Annotated in this window: 17 protein-coding genes; 12 read left to right on the forward strand and 5 right to left on the reverse strand. The window is 47.8% G+C overall.

From position 1 onward, the window contains the following. Positions 1 to 16: 16 nt before the first annotated feature. The 7 genes from rpoD (at position 17) to phnE (ending at position 6,075) form a co-directional block, all read left to right on the forward strand. Complete coding sequence (gene rpoD, locus LPW40_RS02340; RefSeq protein ID WP_230820624.1) at positions 17 to 1,126, forward strand: RNA polymerase sigma factor RpoD; 1,110 nt, start codon at positions 17 to 19, stop codon at positions 1,124 to 1,126. Positions 1,127 to 1,233: 107 nt separating this feature from the next. Next, on the forward strand, positions 1,234 to 1,620 hold the full coding sequence (locus tag LPW40_RS02345) for a c-type cytochrome (protein ID WP_230820625.1): 387 nt from the start codon (positions 1,234 to 1,236) through the stop codon (positions 1,618 to 1,620). Between the two features lie 57 nt (positions 1,621 to 1,677). Further along, a complete protein-coding gene (locus LPW40_RS02350) occupies positions 1,678 to 2,361 on the forward strand; it encodes a tRNA (adenine(22)-N(1))-methyltransferase (RefSeq protein ID WP_230820626.1) in 684 nt (227 codons plus the stop codon). Continuing rightward, the gene (locus LPW40_RS02355; RefSeq protein ID WP_230820627.1) at positions 2,351 to 3,433 is read left to right on the forward strand and encodes a Nif3-like dinuclear metal center hexameric protein; all 1,083 of its coding nucleotides are present in this window, start codon (positions 2,351 to 2,353) and stop codon (positions 3,431 to 3,433) included. Before LPW40_RS02350 ends, LPW40_RS02355 begins: the two co-directional genes overlap by 11 nt. Before the next feature lie 128 nt (positions 3,434 to 3,561). Beyond that, on the forward strand, positions 3,562 to 4,482 hold the full coding sequence (phnD, locus tag LPW40_RS02360; protein WP_230820628.1) for a phosphate/phosphite/phosphonate ABC transporter substrate-binding protein: 921 nt from the start codon (positions 3,562 to 3,564) through the stop codon (positions 4,480 to 4,482). 1 nt (position 4,483) lies between these two features. Next, positions 4,484 to 5,293, forward strand: coding sequence for a phosphonate ABC transporter ATP-binding protein (gene phnC / locus LPW40_RS02365; RefSeq protein ID WP_230820629.1), 810 nt, complete (start codon positions 4,484 to 4,486; stop codon positions 5,291 to 5,293). Continuing rightward, on the forward strand, positions 5,290 to 6,075 hold the full coding sequence (phnE, locus tag LPW40_RS02370) for a phosphonate ABC transporter, permease protein PhnE (RefSeq protein WP_230820630.1): 786 nt from the start codon (positions 5,290 to 5,292) through the stop codon (positions 6,073 to 6,075). The genes phnC and phnE overlap by 4 nt, the downstream gene beginning before the upstream one ends. A gap of 50 nt (positions 6,076 to 6,125) precedes the next feature. Here phnE and LPW40_RS02375 read toward each other — a convergent pair whose 3' ends face one another. Then, positions 6,126 to 7,088, reverse strand: a complete 963-nt coding sequence (locus LPW40_RS02375; RefSeq protein WP_230820631.1) for a 4-hydroxy-3-methylbut-2-enyl diphosphate reductase — start codon at positions 7,086 to 7,088, stop codon at positions 6,126 to 6,128. 141 nt (positions 7,089 to 7,229) lie between these two features. Between LPW40_RS02375 and LPW40_RS02380 the strand changes: the two genes are divergently transcribed. The 5 genes from LPW40_RS02380 to LPW40_RS02400 all read left to right on the forward strand — a co-directional run bounded on the left by LPW40_RS02380 (position 7,230) and on the right by LPW40_RS02400 (position 11,606). Further along, a complete protein-coding gene (locus tag LPW40_RS02380) occupies positions 7,230 to 8,543 on the forward strand; it encodes a DEAD/DEAH box helicase (protein ID WP_230820632.1) in 1,314 nt (437 codons plus the stop codon). Positions 8,544 to 8,560: 17 nt separating this feature from the next. Then, positions 8,561 to 9,466 carry a deoxyribonuclease IV gene (locus LPW40_RS02385; RefSeq protein ID WP_230820633.1) on the forward strand — a complete coding sequence of 302 codons (906 nt, stop codon included), beginning with the start codon at positions 8,561 to 8,563 and terminating at the stop codon, positions 9,464 to 9,466. A gap of 112 nt (positions 9,467 to 9,578) precedes the next feature. Then, positions 9,579 to 10,361 (forward strand): metal ABC transporter ATP-binding protein, encoded by a 783-nt coding sequence (locus tag LPW40_RS02390; RefSeq protein WP_230820634.1) that lies wholly within the window; start codon positions 9,579 to 9,581, stop codon positions 10,359 to 10,361. Then, the gene (locus tag LPW40_RS02395; RefSeq protein WP_230820635.1) at positions 10,358 to 11,209 is read left to right on the forward strand and encodes a metal ABC transporter permease; all 852 of its coding nucleotides are present in this window, start codon (positions 10,358 to 10,360) and stop codon (positions 11,207 to 11,209) included. The genes LPW40_RS02390 and LPW40_RS02395 overlap by 4 nt, the downstream gene beginning before the upstream one ends. Next, positions 11,184 to 11,606, forward strand: a complete 423-nt coding sequence (locus LPW40_RS02400; protein ID WP_230820636.1) for a Fur family transcriptional regulator — start codon at positions 11,184 to 11,186, stop codon at positions 11,604 to 11,606. Before LPW40_RS02395 ends, LPW40_RS02400 begins: the two co-directional genes overlap by 26 nt. 41 nt (positions 11,607 to 11,647) lie before the next feature. Here LPW40_RS02400 and LPW40_RS02405 read toward each other — a convergent pair whose 3' ends face one another. The 4 genes from LPW40_RS02405 to ispG all read right to left on the reverse strand — a co-directional run bounded on the left by LPW40_RS02405 (position 11,648) and on the right by ispG (position 15,530). Next, positions 11,648 to 12,454, reverse strand: coding sequence for a sugar phosphate isomerase/epimerase family protein (locus LPW40_RS02405; RefSeq protein WP_230820637.1), 807 nt, complete (start codon positions 12,452 to 12,454; stop codon positions 11,648 to 11,650). A gap of 19 nt (positions 12,455 to 12,473) precedes the next feature. Beyond that, the gene (locus tag LPW40_RS02410) at positions 12,474 to 13,364 is read right to left on the reverse strand and encodes a PhnD/SsuA/transferrin family substrate-binding protein (RefSeq protein ID WP_230820638.1); all 891 of its coding nucleotides are present in this window, start codon (positions 13,362 to 13,364) and stop codon (positions 12,474 to 12,476) included. Positions 13,365 to 13,369: 5 nt separating this feature from the next. Then, positions 13,370 to 14,263 (reverse strand): MurR/RpiR family transcriptional regulator, encoded by an 894-nt coding sequence (locus LPW40_RS13660; RefSeq protein ID WP_330166173.1) that lies wholly within the window; start codon positions 14,261 to 14,263, stop codon positions 13,370 to 13,372. A gap of 148 nt (positions 14,264 to 14,411) precedes the next feature. Next, the gene (gene ispG, locus LPW40_RS02420; protein ID WP_269063171.1) at positions 14,412 to 15,530 is read right to left on the reverse strand and encodes a flavodoxin-dependent (E)-4-hydroxy-3-methylbut-2-enyl-diphosphate synthase; all 1,119 of its coding nucleotides are present in this window, start codon (positions 15,528 to 15,530) and stop codon (positions 14,412 to 14,414) included. Positions 15,531 to 15,538 lie beyond the last annotated feature (8 nt).

Here is a 15,538-nt window from a genome sequence, read left to right on the forward strand (position 1 = left end):
TTTAGGAGGTACATTTATGGCTGAAAATACCGTTGGGACAACTGGAAATAAAGAAGCGGAGTTGTTTACCTCAATTGAACAAGTTAAACAGGTACTACTTGAAAAAGGGAAAAAGGAAGGGCATCTGTCACATGAAGAAATCGCTGACAAGCTGGCGAACTTTGAGCTGGATGCAGATGCTATGGATGAATTTTTTGAAGAACTCGGTGAAAATGACATCCGTCTGATAAATGAAAAAGATGCCACAGATACAGATGAAAAATTGAACCTGCATGATATGAGTGCACCACCCGGCGTAAAAATCAATGACCCGGTCCGCATGTACCTTAAAGAAATCGGCCGCGTCGACCTCCTCAGTGCTGCTGAAGAGGTGGAACTCGCCAAGAGGATCGAACAGGGTGATGAGGTAGCGAAAAGCCGCCTCGCAGAGGCCAACCTGCGGCTTGTGGTCAGCATCGCGAAAAGATACGTCGGACGCGGAATGCTCTTCCTCGACCTGATCCAGGAAGGTAATATGGGGCTAATCAAGGCCGTCGAGAAATTCGACTTTTCAAAAGGGTTCAAATTCTCCACGTATGCAACATGGTGGATCCGCCAGGCGATCACGAGAGCGATCGCCGACCAGGCCAGAACCATCCGCATACCCGTCCATATGGTGGAGACGATCAACAAGCTGATCAGAATCCAGCGTCAGCTGCTTCAGGACCTCGGCCGCGAGCCGCTTCCTGAAGAGATTGGTGAAGAGATGGATCTGCCTGCTGACAAAGTGCGTGAAATTCTTAAAATTGCACAGGAGCCCGTCTCACTTGAAACACCGATTGGTGAGGAAGACGACAGCCATCTCGGTGATTTCATCGAAGACCAGGAAGCGCAGAGCCCTTCTGACCATGCAGCTTATGAATTATTGAAGGAACAGCTGGAAGATGTACTCGATACACTGACCGACCGTGAGGAGAACGTTCTCAGATTGCGTTTCGGGCTGGATGACGGACGTACAAGAACGCTTGAAGAAGTCGGAAAAGTCTTCGGTGTCACGCGGGAAAGAATACGTCAGATTGAAGCGAAGGCACTCAGGAAGCTGCGCCATCCAAGCAGAAGTAAAAGGCTGAAGGATTTCATGGATTAATAATTACACATTAACGTGTAATTTTATCTCTAAATTTATTTTGACATTGCTGATATTTGAGCTACAATTATAATTGTATATGCATTAATATAAGGGAGGGTCAACATTTGAATAAGAATCCGATTATACCATTTTTACTTATCATCTTTTTAGGTGTGGGTCTGGTGTTCCTGCTTTCTGCCCAAGGTGCAAACCAGGAGGAAGAAGGCGAGGAAGTTGCCACTGAAGAAAACGGCGAAGAAGGCTCGGAAGAAGAAGGTAATGGCGCTTCATCAGGTGACGTCGACGCAGAAGGCGTTGCTCAGAACAGCTGTGCTTCATGTCACGGTGAAGATTTCTCAGGCGGTATGGGGCCGGCACTTGCAGGCACTGACTTGAGTGAAGAGGAGTTCACCGATATCGTCAGAAACGGGCAAGGTTCAATGCCAGCGTTCAGCGAAGACCAGGTGAGCGATGAAGAACTGACTGCAATGTATGAAATGTGGGCAGAATAATATTTAACGGGAAACCTCCACGGATCGTGGAGGTTTTTATTTTAAAGGATGGTTGGAATGATAGATGAACGTTTGAAGTATGCAGCAAATCATATAAAGGGAGAAATCCTTGTAGATATCGGCTCCGATCATGCATACCTCCCAATCTATGCCATAAGGGAAGGCATGGCGGGCGGTGCGATTTGCGGTGAAGTCGCAGAGGGGCCTTATGAGGCTACATTGAAGAACATCGCATCATACGGCATGGAGGAAAAGATCGAGGCACGTCTTGGTGACGGGCTGCACATTTTGACTCCGGATGATGAAGTGGATACGATCACGATATGCGGGATGGGCGGACCGTTGATTGCCCGCATATTGACCGGGGGTTTTGAAAATGTCGGCGGTCATCCCCGCCTTGTCCTCCAGGCGAATAATCATATGTACCCTCTGCGGCAGGCAGTCGATAATCTGAATTACCGCATCGTCCATGAAAAAGTGCTGAAGCTCGGGAAGCATTTTTACGAAATCATCGTATGCGATTACGATGAAAACCGGAAAAGGATGTCGCAGAAGGAACTGCATTTCGGCCCTTTGAACCTTGTGGAGAGGGAAGAGGCGTTTCTTAAAAAAATCAAATGGGAATATGACCATCAGAAGAGGATATTTGAAAGTATCGACGGCGGCAGAAATCCGGATAAGAAAGAAGAAATTAAATCCAAAATCAAACTTTTAGAAGAGGTGTTGGAAGATGAAGATTAAGGAACTTTTACAGGAACTTGATGAGATCGCGCCTTTCAAGGACAGTGAGGACTGGGACAATACCGGCCTCCTCGTCGGTGATATGGAAGATGAGGTCACCGGCATCCTGACAGCCCTCGACTGCGCGCTTGAAACGGTCGATGAAGCAGTGGGTAACGGTTTTAATACAATCATTGCACACCATCCTTTAATTTTCCCGAAAATCTCGGCAGTGACTGAAGACTTCTACGGCAGGATCATCAGGAAACTGATCAAAAATGACGTCAACCTCATAGTGATGCACACGAACCTCGATCACCAGCCGGAAGGTGTCAGTCATATGATCGCCGAAGCCCTCGGGTTCAACGGCACGGAAATACTGATCCCAAAAAAGTATGAACTGAAGAAATTGAGGGTCAACATACCAGCTGAGAACAAGGAAGAACTGAAACAGGGCCTTTCAGAAAGCGGTGTGGGCAACCAGGGTGATTACAGTGAGTGCTTCTTCGAATACCCGATCACCGGCCAGTTCAGGCCGAACGAGGATGCGAATCCACATATCGGCACCAACAATGAGCTTGAAATCGTCGATGAATATATCGTCGAGGCAATATTCGAGTCCGATGAACAGGATAAGGTCATTGATGCATTATTGAAGGTTCATCCATATGAAGAGCCGGCATTTGATATATTCACGATCAACAACGTACCGAACAAGGGCCTCGGCGTGAAGTTCGATTACCAAGGTTCCCTCGAGTCATTGGCGGCGTTGATTGAGGAGAAGACCGGCGGAAGGATTGTAAACGCCGTGAAGGGAAATGATAAGGAAATATTAACGGCAGGCATCATCGGCGGCTCCGGGATGGGTTATGCAGACGATGCCTTCAGGCAGGGGATCGACGTGCTGATCACGGGCGATGTCAAATACCATGAAGCCTATGATGCAAAACTCCTCGGCCGCAACATCATAGACGCCGGACACTATCTTGAGTCATTCATGGCAGAAGGTCTTGAAGATCTGATACGCCGTAAAATGGATATTAAAGTCGCTGCGAGCAAAGTGGATACGGACCCATTCCAAAACAGAAAATAAAAAACTATCCTTTTTACAGGATTTACACAATTTTTACATCCCCCTAATATACATTTACATGTTCACCATATCAGGTTAATAAACCACTGATATTATGTGAAGCAGTAATCATATTAGGAGGATTTTTTATGAGAAGAATTGCTTTATTGTTGATGGGCGCATTATTTGCTGTTGTCCTTGGAGCCTGCAGCGCGCAGAGCGAAGCGGGGGATACAGTGGATGCTTCAGACGGTAACGGGGAAGCACGCGGTGATGACTGGCCCGAATCCGTGACATTCGCTGTAGCGGGCATCGAAGGGCAGGAGGAATTGCTGCTGCGCTTTGAAGCGTTCGAGGAGACGATGGAGGACATGCTTGATACGGAGGTGGAACTTTTTGCGCTTTCCGACAGGACCGTCTCGTCCACGGCACTGGAATACGGTCAGGTCGACATCGTACTGTCCGGACCATCTGAATACATATTATCAAAAGAAGCGAAACCTGAAATCGAGCTTGCCGGCGGTGTCCACAGGGCCGACGGACATTATCACGTCGTCTTCATCGCAAGTGAAGAAAGCGGGATTGAATCACTCGATGATGCAGTGGGCGAAACGATTGCCATGAAAGATACCGGTTCGACGTCCGGACATATCGGGCCGAGCGGCGTGCTGGTCGATGAAGGTTATGACCTGGATGCAGATTTTGATATCCAGCTGCTGGGGGACAGCTCCCTTGAGGCACTGCTGAACGGTGAGGTTGATGTCATGGCGGACGGCGTCAAGCACTGGCATACCATCCAGGAAGAAGGGCTTGAAGATGACTTCAGGCTGATTTATGAAGGGGAGCCGCTGCCGGCAGATCCGTTCATACTGAATGATACCCTGCCCGAAGAATTTAAAGAAGAGTTCCTGAACATACTGATGGAAAATGAAGAAGAGGTGCTGGATGCGATATTATCCAGTGAGGAGAACGACAAATATGAAGACGGCGGCATCATCGAAGTTTCCGATGAGGACTATGACAACATGAGGGAAACCTACGAAATTTTAGGCCTGGAGATCGAGGAATAATATGAATGCGATTGAAGTGAACAAAGTCAGGAAAGTCTACAATCAGCGGGATGTCGCATTGGATGGTGTATCGTTCACCATTAAAGAGGGTGAAAGTGTCGTCATACTCGGGCACAACGGTTCCGGGAAGTCCACGCTCTTCCGTACATTGACGGGATTCGAGGAACCGACCGAAGGGTCCGTCACATTACTCGGCCGGGAAGTGGACCCCGGGAAGCGGCGTCATCTGCGCGAAACCAGGAAGAAAGTCGGCATGGTATTCCAGGCTTTCGGCCTTGTCGATAACGTTTCGGTATTTCAAAACGTATTGTTCGGTGCATTGGGGCAGGTCAAGTTTGCACCGGCAACCTACAGCTTATTTGCTTCGGAAGCCCTTAGAACACGTGCAATGGAGTGCCTCGACAGGGTGGGTCTTGCCCACTTGTCGGAAAGGCGGGCGGACAGGCTTTCAGGCGGGCAGAAACAGCGGATCGCGATTGCGAGGATGCTCATGCAGGACCCGGAAATCATTTTGGCGGATGAGCCGATAGCAAGCCTCGATCCGAAAGCGGGCAGGGAAGTCATGGATCTGCTGGCCGACATCGCTGCTGAAAGGAACATCACGCTGCTGATGATCCTGCACCAGATTCCGATTGCCAAAAAATATGCCGACCGTTTCATCGCACTGAAAAATGGTGAAGTGTTTGCTGATAATAATGTCTCCGTCATCGATGAAGATTTTGAGACGGCACTTTTCGGCAGTGAGGGGCCAAAAGACCCTCCTGCTGACGAAAAACCCGGATCTATGGAACAGGAGGCTAAAAGCTTATGAGTCCGACGCCTCCAAAAAGATTTGAAAAGCCGTCGATCTGGTCTTTCATTCTGATACTCGTCGTTCTTCTGTTTCTCGTGACCGGCATCAATAATGCCAACATCACATTAAGCCGTGTAATCGGCGGCGTTATGAACATCGGGGATTTCCTGGCACAGGCCTTCCCGCCTGATTTCAGCCGTATCGGCCCGATAATGAGTGCCATGGTTGAAACTTTCGAGATGGCGCTGGTGGGCACGCTGGCGGGTGTAATCATATCCATACCTGTTGCGCTCCTGTCTTCCAGGACGACGAATTCGATTTCATTCCTGCGCTCTCTGACGAGAGGGGCAGTGACGGTCATGAGGACTGTGCCCGACCTTGTATGGGCATTGCTCTTCGTGATTGCCGTAGGGCTCGGTCCTTTTGCAGGGATATTGACGATCACCATCGACACGATCGGCTTTTGTGCCAGGTTCTTCTCGGAAAGGATCGATGAGCTGGATAAGAAACCTAAAGAGGCGCTTGAATCCACAGGATCCGGATATTTCGGTGTCATTACAGGTTCAGTGCTGCCGCAGGCCACCCCGTCATTTGTGGGTACAAGCCTGTTTGCACTGGAGAAATCGATCAGGGGTGCGACTGTTCTCGGCCTGGTCGGTGCCGGCGGCATCGGGGTTGAACTCAGTGCACAAATGTCACTGAGAAACTTCGATCAGGCATTGATGATCATCATCATCATTTTGATACTTGTCCTGGTAGTGGAGAACATCTCACAGAGAATACGTGCAAAGTATATATAAAAAGCAAAAGAGCATCCCTCCAGGTGAACTGGAGGGATGCTCTTTTATCATTATTTCATAATTTCAACCGGTTTCGGTTTTTTGATTTTTGGAAGGATCTTATCTTTCGGCACCTTCGACTGAGGTGCTTCATATGACTCTTCATTGTATTTGTTCAAGTAATCAATCACTTCCCTGACGATCGGTGTCGGGGTGGAGGCGCCTGCAGTGACTGCAACCGAGTTGATGCCTTTCAGCCAGTCCGTATCGAGTTCACTGAGCGAGCTGATGCGGTATGCATTCGTGTGGGCGATTTCCTTTGATACTTGTGCGAGCCTGTTGGAGTTGTTGCTCTTCGGATCGCCGACGACGATCAGCAGCTCTGCCTGATCTGCCTGTTCGGCGACCGCTTCCTGGCGCACCTGAGTCGCCATGCAGATTTCCTGCTGGACCTCGATATGCGGATATCTTCTCTTCAGCTCATCCATCAGGTGGCCGACGTCCCACTGGCTCATCGTCGTCTGGTTCGTCACAATCAATTTCCTCTCCTGCAGCACATCAGGCAGCAGTTCGATATCATCCATCGTCTCGACGAGATGCACGTGCTCAGGATTCACACCGACTGCACCTTCAGGCTCAGGATGCCCTTTTTTGCCGATGTATACGACATCGTATCCTTTTTCCGTCTTATCACGTATCAGATCATGCGTCACCTGGACGTCCGGGCAGGTCGCGTCAATGCAGGTGAGCCCCTTTTCCTTTGCCCGCCTTTTGACTTCAGGGGACACGCCGTGCGCCGTGAAAATCACAGTGCCTTCATTGATGTTTTCCAGGATTTCAAGCCTGTTCGGTCCGTCGAGCGTAACGATGCCATCCTCTTCAAAAGCGTCTGTCACATGTTTGTTGTGCACAATCATACCCAAAATATATATCGGCCTCGGCAATGTTTTGTCCATCGATGCATTCCTTGCGATGACCATGGCATCGACAACACCGTAACAATAGCCGCGTGGTGTTATTTTTATAATATCCATAGAGTACATTCCTCCTCAATAATCATTATACCTGTTCCCGCATCCAATTGAAATCATCATGAAGTCCGAAATTACATTATAGCATGTATTGTATATATCAGTTATAATTGAGTTCGAATTCAATAATGAAAAGGTGATACTATGAGTCACGCATTTAAACGTTTCAACTTTAATGATTCTTTACTTGAAGCCATTAAATCAATAAATTTCACACACCCGACACTGGTGCAGGAAAAAGTCATACCCAAAATCCAGAAAGGTGAGAACGTCGTTGCAATGAGTGAAACCGGCAGCGGTAAATCCCATGCTTTTTTATTGCCGATCATTGAAAGCATTGACGCGGGCCAAAACTCAACTCAATCTATAATTCTAGCACCTACAAGGGAACTTGCAAGTCAGCTGTTCCAGATGACCAATGAGATCCTGGAGCATTACAGGGAAATCAGGACGACTTTATTCATCGGCGGGACGGATTTCAGCAAAGATGTTGAAAAGGCTGAAAAGTCGCCCCAGATCGTCATCGGCACCCCGACGCGCATCAAGGAGCTGATGCAGGAAGGTGCACTCAAGATCCGTCAGTCGAAGTCAATCGTCATCGACGAAGCCGACCTGATGATCGACCTAGGTTTTCTGGAAGATGTGGACATCCTGGCAAATGCCCTGCAGGAGGAGGCACAGTTCCTCGTGTTCTCCGCCACAATCCCGGAAATGCTCCAGCAGTTCCTCCAAAAATATATCGGTCATGTTGAAACCATCATTATTGATCAGCCCAGGAATAAAGCTTCCATAGAATACCTGCTTGTCCCTGTAAAAGGGGATGATAAGATGGCGAAAGTCAAAGAGCTGACAGATGTCATCACACCGTATATCGGAATCATTTTCGCAAATTCCAAAGCCCGGGCGGATGAACTGTTCGACTATTTGAGGCAGGAGAACCTGAATGTCGGCATCTTCCACGGCGGCCTCAAGCCGCGTGAGCGGACCAAGGAAATCAAAAATATCAGGGAACTGAAGTATGAGTGGGTCATAGCAAGTGATCTTGCTGCACGCGGCCTCGATATTGACGGTGCCTCCCATGTGATCAACTACGACATCCCGAGGGACATTGAATTCTTCACACACCGTGTGGGCCGTGTCGGACGCGGACAGTATGAAGGTGTGGCGATCACGATTTATACGCCGGATGAAGAAGGACTGATCGATCAGCTTGAGAAGAAAGGCTATGAGTTCAGGCACGAGGACGTCAAACAGGGCGAGCTGCAACCGGTCAAATCACGGACTGCACGCGTCAACAGGAAAAAAAACCAGAAAGATATCGGCCAGGATCTGAAACATAAAGTCAGGAAGCCGAAGAAAGTCAAGCCGGGCTATAAAAAGAAGATGTCCAGAGAGCTCGGTGAATTGAAGCAGAAAGCAAGACGCCAGCATGCGAAAGCAGCGAAGAAGAAAAAATAATCGTTAAGGATGGTAATATGTTAATAGGATCACACGTCTCCATGAGTGGCAAAAAAATGCTTGAAGCAGCGAGTGAATCAGCTGCAGGCTACGGCGCCAATACATTTATGATCTACACGGGTGCGCCGCAGAATACACGCAGGAAAAAGATAGAAGACCTTAATATTGAAGCGGGGAAGGCGCATATGGAAGCCCACGGCATCTCCAATATCGTCGTCCATGCGCCTTATATCATCAATATTGCAAACACCGTGAGGGACGGTGTCTTCGACCATGGTGTCGAGTTCCTGCAGGAGGAAATCGTACGGACCGAACACCTCGGCTCGAATCAAATCGTGCTCCATCCGGGAAGCCATGTCGGCGCAGGTGCGGATGAAGGGATCAAGTCGATCATTAAAGGGCTGAACGAGACACTGAGTGTGGAACAGGATGTCCAGATCGCACTTGAAACGATGGCAGGCAAAGGATCGGAAATCGGAAGGAATTTCGAAGAACTCGCACAGATCATCGACGGGGTCGAAAACAATGAACGCCTGAGCGTCTGCCTGGATACCTGCCACGTCCATGATGCAGGATATGATATCGTCAATGACTTCGACGGTGTACTTGAAGAATTCGATAAGATCATCGGCATCGACCGCATTAAAGTCGTGCATGTCAATGATTCAAAAAACCCGGCAGGTGCACATAAGGACCGTCATGAGAACATCGGCTACGGCCATATCGGTTTCGATGCCCTCAGCTACATCATCAACCATCCGGAATTCAAATCGGTTCCAAAGATTCTGGAGACACCTTTTGTCGGAACGGATAAGAAGAATAAAAAGCCGCCGTATAAACATGAAATTGAAATGATCAAAAAGGGTGAATTCAATCCGAATCTGTTGACCGACATCAATCCTGTAATGGCGGAAGCAGAATGATATCGAGCCGCAGCATTTAAAAAATGCTGCGGCTTTTCCGTAATCATTCCTATTTACAGACCGTAATGGTTACGATATAATAAAATGATCATTATTTTAAAGGAGCGATCGAATGTCTGAACCGGTCTTTGAAATAAAAAATATTTCATACACCTATAAAGATAAACTTGAACATACACCTGCATTGAAAAATATAAATTTAAAGATTGATAAGGGTGACTTTGTAGCTCTTGTCGGGCCGAACGGCTCCGGAAAGACGACATTGATAAAATTGATCCTCGGCGCATTAAAACCGCAGCAGGGTGAAATCTATATCAACGGGCGGAATTATCAAAAGTATGATGCCGGACAGGAAATAGGGTATGTCTCCCAAAAGTCCAACAGCTTTGCCAAAGGTTTCCCCGCATCTGTCAGTGAAGTGATCATGAGCGGCCTCACCAGGCAGAAAGGCCTTTTCAAAAAGTTTAAGAAAAAGGACCGGGAGAGGCTGGATGAAGTGTTGAGGCTTTTGGATATAGAGCATCTGAAGGATAAGAACATCTCCTCATTGTCGGGCGGCCAGACCCAACGCGTTTTCATTGCAAGGGCCTTGATCAATGACCCGTCCATCCTTGTCCTTGATGAACCGACCGTCGGCATCGACAATAAGCATGTCAAGGAATTTTATGAAGTGCTTTTGAAACTGAAGGAACGTTCGGTCACAATACTCCTGGTCACGCATGATATCGGGGTGGTCGTCGACCACGCGAATGAAGTTGCCTGCCTGAATGAACATCTTCATTTTCATGGCACCAACCATGAGTTCAAAAATCTGGGTGAGGCGGAACTTTCCAAAATTTATGGGTTCCCTCTCCAGCTCGTCAGCCACGATCACGACAGGGAGTGCTGCGGATGATACAGGCACTCATGGATTATGAGTTCATAAGATACTCTTTCATCAGCGGCATCATTGCTGGTTTCATTGCACCGCTGATCGGGACTTTCATAGTGATCAGACGGTTGTCACTGATTGCGGATGCACTCAGCCATGTCACTCTCGGCGGGATTGCCTTCGGTGTTTATTTGTCTTCTGTCTTTGCCGTCACGATCAACCCGCTTATCACGGGAATCATATTCTCCATTTTAGGGGCACTCGGCATAGAGCGGCTGCGCAATGTATATAAACACTACCAGGAGCTTGCCATCCCGATCATCATGAGTCTTGGCATAGCGGTGGGCATCGTGTTCCTCTCCCTTGCGAACGGCTTCAACCAGGATCTGTTTGGGTATCTGTTCGGGAGCATCAGTGCAGTGAGCTTCAATGATCTGATCCTGATTTCAGTCATCGGCATCATCGTCGTCGCTTTCATATTTTTATTGTATAAAGAACTGTTCATGGTTTCTTTCGATGAAGAGTATGCCAATGTCATGAAAATCAATAAATGGATTTACATCGCTTTCATCATCGTGGTGGCGCTCGTCATCAGCGCTTCAATGAGAATCGTTGGAATACTCCTCGTCAGTGCCCTGATGACACTGCCGGTGGCCAGTGCAATGAGGATAACATCCAGCTTCAGGCAACTGATGACAGTCAGTGTGATTTTTGGGGAGATCTCCGTGATCACCGGCCTGATCCTGAGTTTTTACCTCAATATATCACCTGGCGGCACGATCGTTTTGATTTCCATATTGATACTGCTTGGAACCATACTATTTAATCAGCTGGGGGTGAACCGGAATGGCAGAAGAGCTCAGGAAGTATGAGAACATGCTTAAGGATAACAAGCTGAAAATCACCGCAAGAAGAATGACGATGATTGAACTGTTTTTAAATGAAGACCGTTACTTAAGTGCGAAGGAAGTGCAGGAGAAGCTGCATTCAGTCTATCCGAGTCTGAGTTACGACACGATTTACAGGAATTTATATACTTTGAAGGAAATTGAAGTGCTTGAAAGCACGAATTTTGAAGGTGAGATGCAGTTTAAGATCGCCTGCTCCGACCACCATCATCATCACTTCATCTGCGAAGCATGCGGAGATACAAAAGTGATACGCTACTGCCCGTTTGAAACGTGGCAGAAGGAACTGCAGGATGTGGAGATTACGAACCATAAGGTCGAGCTGTACGGCTTTTGTCAAAGGTGCAGGACGTCCGCATAAAAAAGACTTCCGGGGTAAATCACCCCGGAAGTCTTTTTTTATCACTTTATTATTTCACTGTTCAGATGCTTCATCGCATGAAACGCCTCTTTCAGTACAGCTTCCGGGTCTTTTCCGTCATATGATTCATTGACGATCATTCCGGAATAGATTGAAGAGAGCACATGCATCACTTCTTCAAAGTTGATCAGATCCCGGGAGCTGCTGTTGAACGGCAGATGCATCTTTTCATGGTCCGCCTGGCTGATATGTACATTGAATACAGGCACATCGATTTTCCTGATATATTCCTCAACATCTCCCACACTATGGCAGTGGGCGAGATCGAGCGTCATTCCGATTAAAGGATGGTCCACGGCTTTGATCAGTCGGCACATTTCTGCGGCCGTGTTGATGAATTCCTTCGGCCGTTTCTCCATATTCTCTATCCCGATTTTGACACCCGTTTTTTCGGCGTGATCCGCGATCTCCTTGAATGTTTCAATCTGCACCGGCCACAAGTCTTCGGGCTTATCCTTCGACGATGACATCCGCCCGGGGTGGAGGATGAGGAGTTCTGCACCGATATCCCTGCAGAATTCAAGTGTCTCTTTAGTCTGGCGTATGGATTCTTTTCTGATCCCGGGGTTGATTGATGTCAGGTTGACGTCCCTCACATCCGCATGGACCTGGTAATCGAACCGGTGACGGGACATCAGTTTTTTTATTTCCCGGGCGGACAGGCCGCTTTGATTCACATGGCCCATCCAGATTTCAACACCTTCAAAACCGGTATCACGGATCAACTGCAGGGCTTCTTCAAAAGGGAGATGCCGGATGACATCCGTCGAGGTTGCTATTTTAAACATATATCCATCTCCTTCCGCATCATTCAAAATCGAGGCCGAGAAGCTCATATGCTTCCCTCAAACCGTCGTAGTCGCTGTCCTCTGCGCTGATGAATTCAGATTCACTGAACTTGTCATTCTCCCCGGTGCTGACGATGGCATCAATGAGCACATCTCCGTTCTCAATCATCTTCTCCTCCAAAAATTCGACGAGATCTTCAGGCAGGTGGGGGGAAGCGACGATCAGATCGTTCGGCAGTGCCGGACCTTCCGCGACCACATTGAAGATATCACCTTCTTCTTCAACAATATCTTCATAATTCAGGGCGGTAAGCGCCAGAGTGTCCGTTTCACCGGTCAAAAATGCCTCATACATCGTATCACCGAGCGTATATGCTTCAATGTCGTTCTCCACATCAAAGCCGGCATCATTAAACATCTTCATCGGCATGATATATGCACTGGTTGAACCGATATCACTCAATGCGATGCTTGCACCTTCCATATCTTCGATCGATTCGATTCCGCTGCCCTCATGTGAGATGATCACCGGTAGATAGCCGGGACGTGTCAGTGCAGCAATCGGTTCTGTATTCTCATCGGCCGAATCCATCATGACATATTCAGCACCGCCGGCAAATAAAAGATCCACCTGATCATATTCCATCGCAGTGACGGCAGTCGTACGGTTGGACAGGGCAAAAAATTCAACTTCCATATCGAGGGCATCTTCCAGTTCCGCACGGAACGGTTCGAACTCTGTGTGGAGCTGTTCCATTCCTTCTATATCGGCGGCACCGAACCTGAGCGTCTCGGGCCAGTCTTCGTTACCTCCGGTCTCCGCCTCAACTTCAGTATTTTCACCATTCACGCAGGCGGCAAGCAAAACAGTAATCATTGATACAAGTGTCAGATAAGCAAGTTTTTTCATTGATTTCATTCCTCCATTTTAAAGTAATCCTCATTCAGATTTTTGATTTTGTTCATGTGTTCGTAAATGACTTCCTTCCTGTGGGAAGCCGACTCAAGCAGCAGTGCGTTTGATAGGGACATCGGCACACTCAGGGAATTCAGGGCATGATCCGGGCCGCGTGTGACATGCAGGACGGTATCTGCGTATTTCGTGATGTTGCCCTGCGCGTTTTCGGTCAGTGCAATCGACTGGATATTATTTTCACGGGCGTACTTCAGTGCCAGCACCATTTCTTTATACTCCCTTTTGAAGCTGATGACGATGATCAGATCTTCATCTGTGAGTGTTGAGAGTGCTTCGATGAATTCGGTGCCGCCATTGATCAGGCATTTCGTCTTTATGCCCATCCTCTGAAGCCTGAAGTCATAGAAATATACGAGCGACTTGGAAATGCCGAGCCCTGCGAGCACTATACTTTTCGCTCTTGAAATTTTGAGGACCGATTCCTTTACGGACTCCATATCCAGAGACTGCATGAATGATGACATGACATCGATGTCCTTCAAAATTTGGGATTTGATGTTGTCATCATCACTTTGGAATCCCGAGAGGAAGGATTTCATCTTCATCGAAGGATCCAGGGCTTTATGCTGGACCGCCTGCATATCCCGTTTGAAGGATGAATAGTTTTCATAGCCGATTTTCTTTATGAACCTTGAGAGTGAGGCAGTGGAGACGCCGAGGTCCGAACTCAATTCCTCAATGTTCAAATAGACGAAATGGTTATCTTTTTTGATCAGCTCATCCGCGATCGCTTTTTGTCCTTTTGATAATGTGCCGTAATGGTCATCGATTCTTCGTATGATTGCAGATTTTATAATATCCCTCCTCGCATCCGACTCAGCCTTGATTATAATTTACAAATATTTAAATAGTACCAGTGGTTCTGTAAAGAATATGTTAAGGATGCAAAAGGAATGCAAGTATTTTTCATTTGACGGAATATTCAATCAAATGACGATAAAAAAGACATGGGATAAGACCCATGTCCATTTAAAAGATATTTTATTTGTTTACAGAAGCTTCCTCTTTGGCGAGGCGCTCTTTTTCGTAATGTGCTTCCGCCAGGATGTCGATCTCTTTCTTCAGTTCCTCGACCATCGTTTCTTCAGGCACTTTCCTGACCGTCTCGCCATGCATGAAGAGCAGGCCTTCGCCACGCGCACCGGCGATGCCGATATCCGCTTCCCTGGCTTCACCCGGACCGTTGACGGCACATCCGAGCACCGCAACTTTTATCGGAGCTTTAATCGTGGAAATGTATTCTTCCACTTCATTCGCTATGGCGATCAGATCGATTTCAATCCTTCCGCATGTCGGGCAGGCGATCAGAGTGGCTGCATTACTTGCCAGTCCGAAAGATTTCAGAAGTTCTTTTGCGACTTTGACTTCCTCCACCGGATCGGCCGACAGTGAAATCCTGAGTGTGCTGCCGATGCCGAGTGAAATGATTGCACCGAGTCCTGCAGCACTTTTGACTGTTCCGGCAAATAAAGTTCCGCTCTCCGTGATGCCGAGATGCAGCGGATAATCAAAAGCCTTGGCGGCTTTCGTGTATGCTTCGATCGCAAGGTTGACATCGGAGGCTTTCATTGAAACGATGATGTCATGGAAATCGAGATCTTCAAGTATCTTGATATGGTGCAGTGCACTTTCCACCATGCCGTCTGCGGTAGGGTAGCCGTACTTTTTGATGATATGCCTCTCCAGGCTTCCCGCATTGACCCCGATACGGATCGGAATGCCTTTTGCCTTACAGGCTTTGACGACTTCTTCCACACGTTCACGGCGGCCGATGTTGCCCGGGTTGATACGGATCTTATCAGCACCGCCCTCGACGGCGAGAAGCGCAAGTTTATAATCGAAATGTATATCCACAACCAAAGGTATGTTGATCTGTTTTTTAATTTCAGGAATTGCTAAAGCATCTTCTTCTCTCGGGCATGCCACTCGAACAATCTGACAACCGGCTTCTTCCAGACGTTTGATTTCAGCAACAGTCGCTTCCACATCATGTGTCTTGGTCGTTGTCATGCTCTGGATGACAATCTGGTCCTCACCACCGATGGTCAGGTCGCCGACCTTCACCTGTCTTGTTTTAGTACGATGTATAATTTCAGACATATCCAAAC

The sequence above is a fragment of the Salinicoccus halitifaciens genome (assembly GCF_021026095.1).
GTDB classification, from domain to species: domain Bacteria; phylum Bacillota; class Bacilli; order Staphylococcales; family Salinicoccaceae; genus Lacicoccus; species Lacicoccus halitifaciens.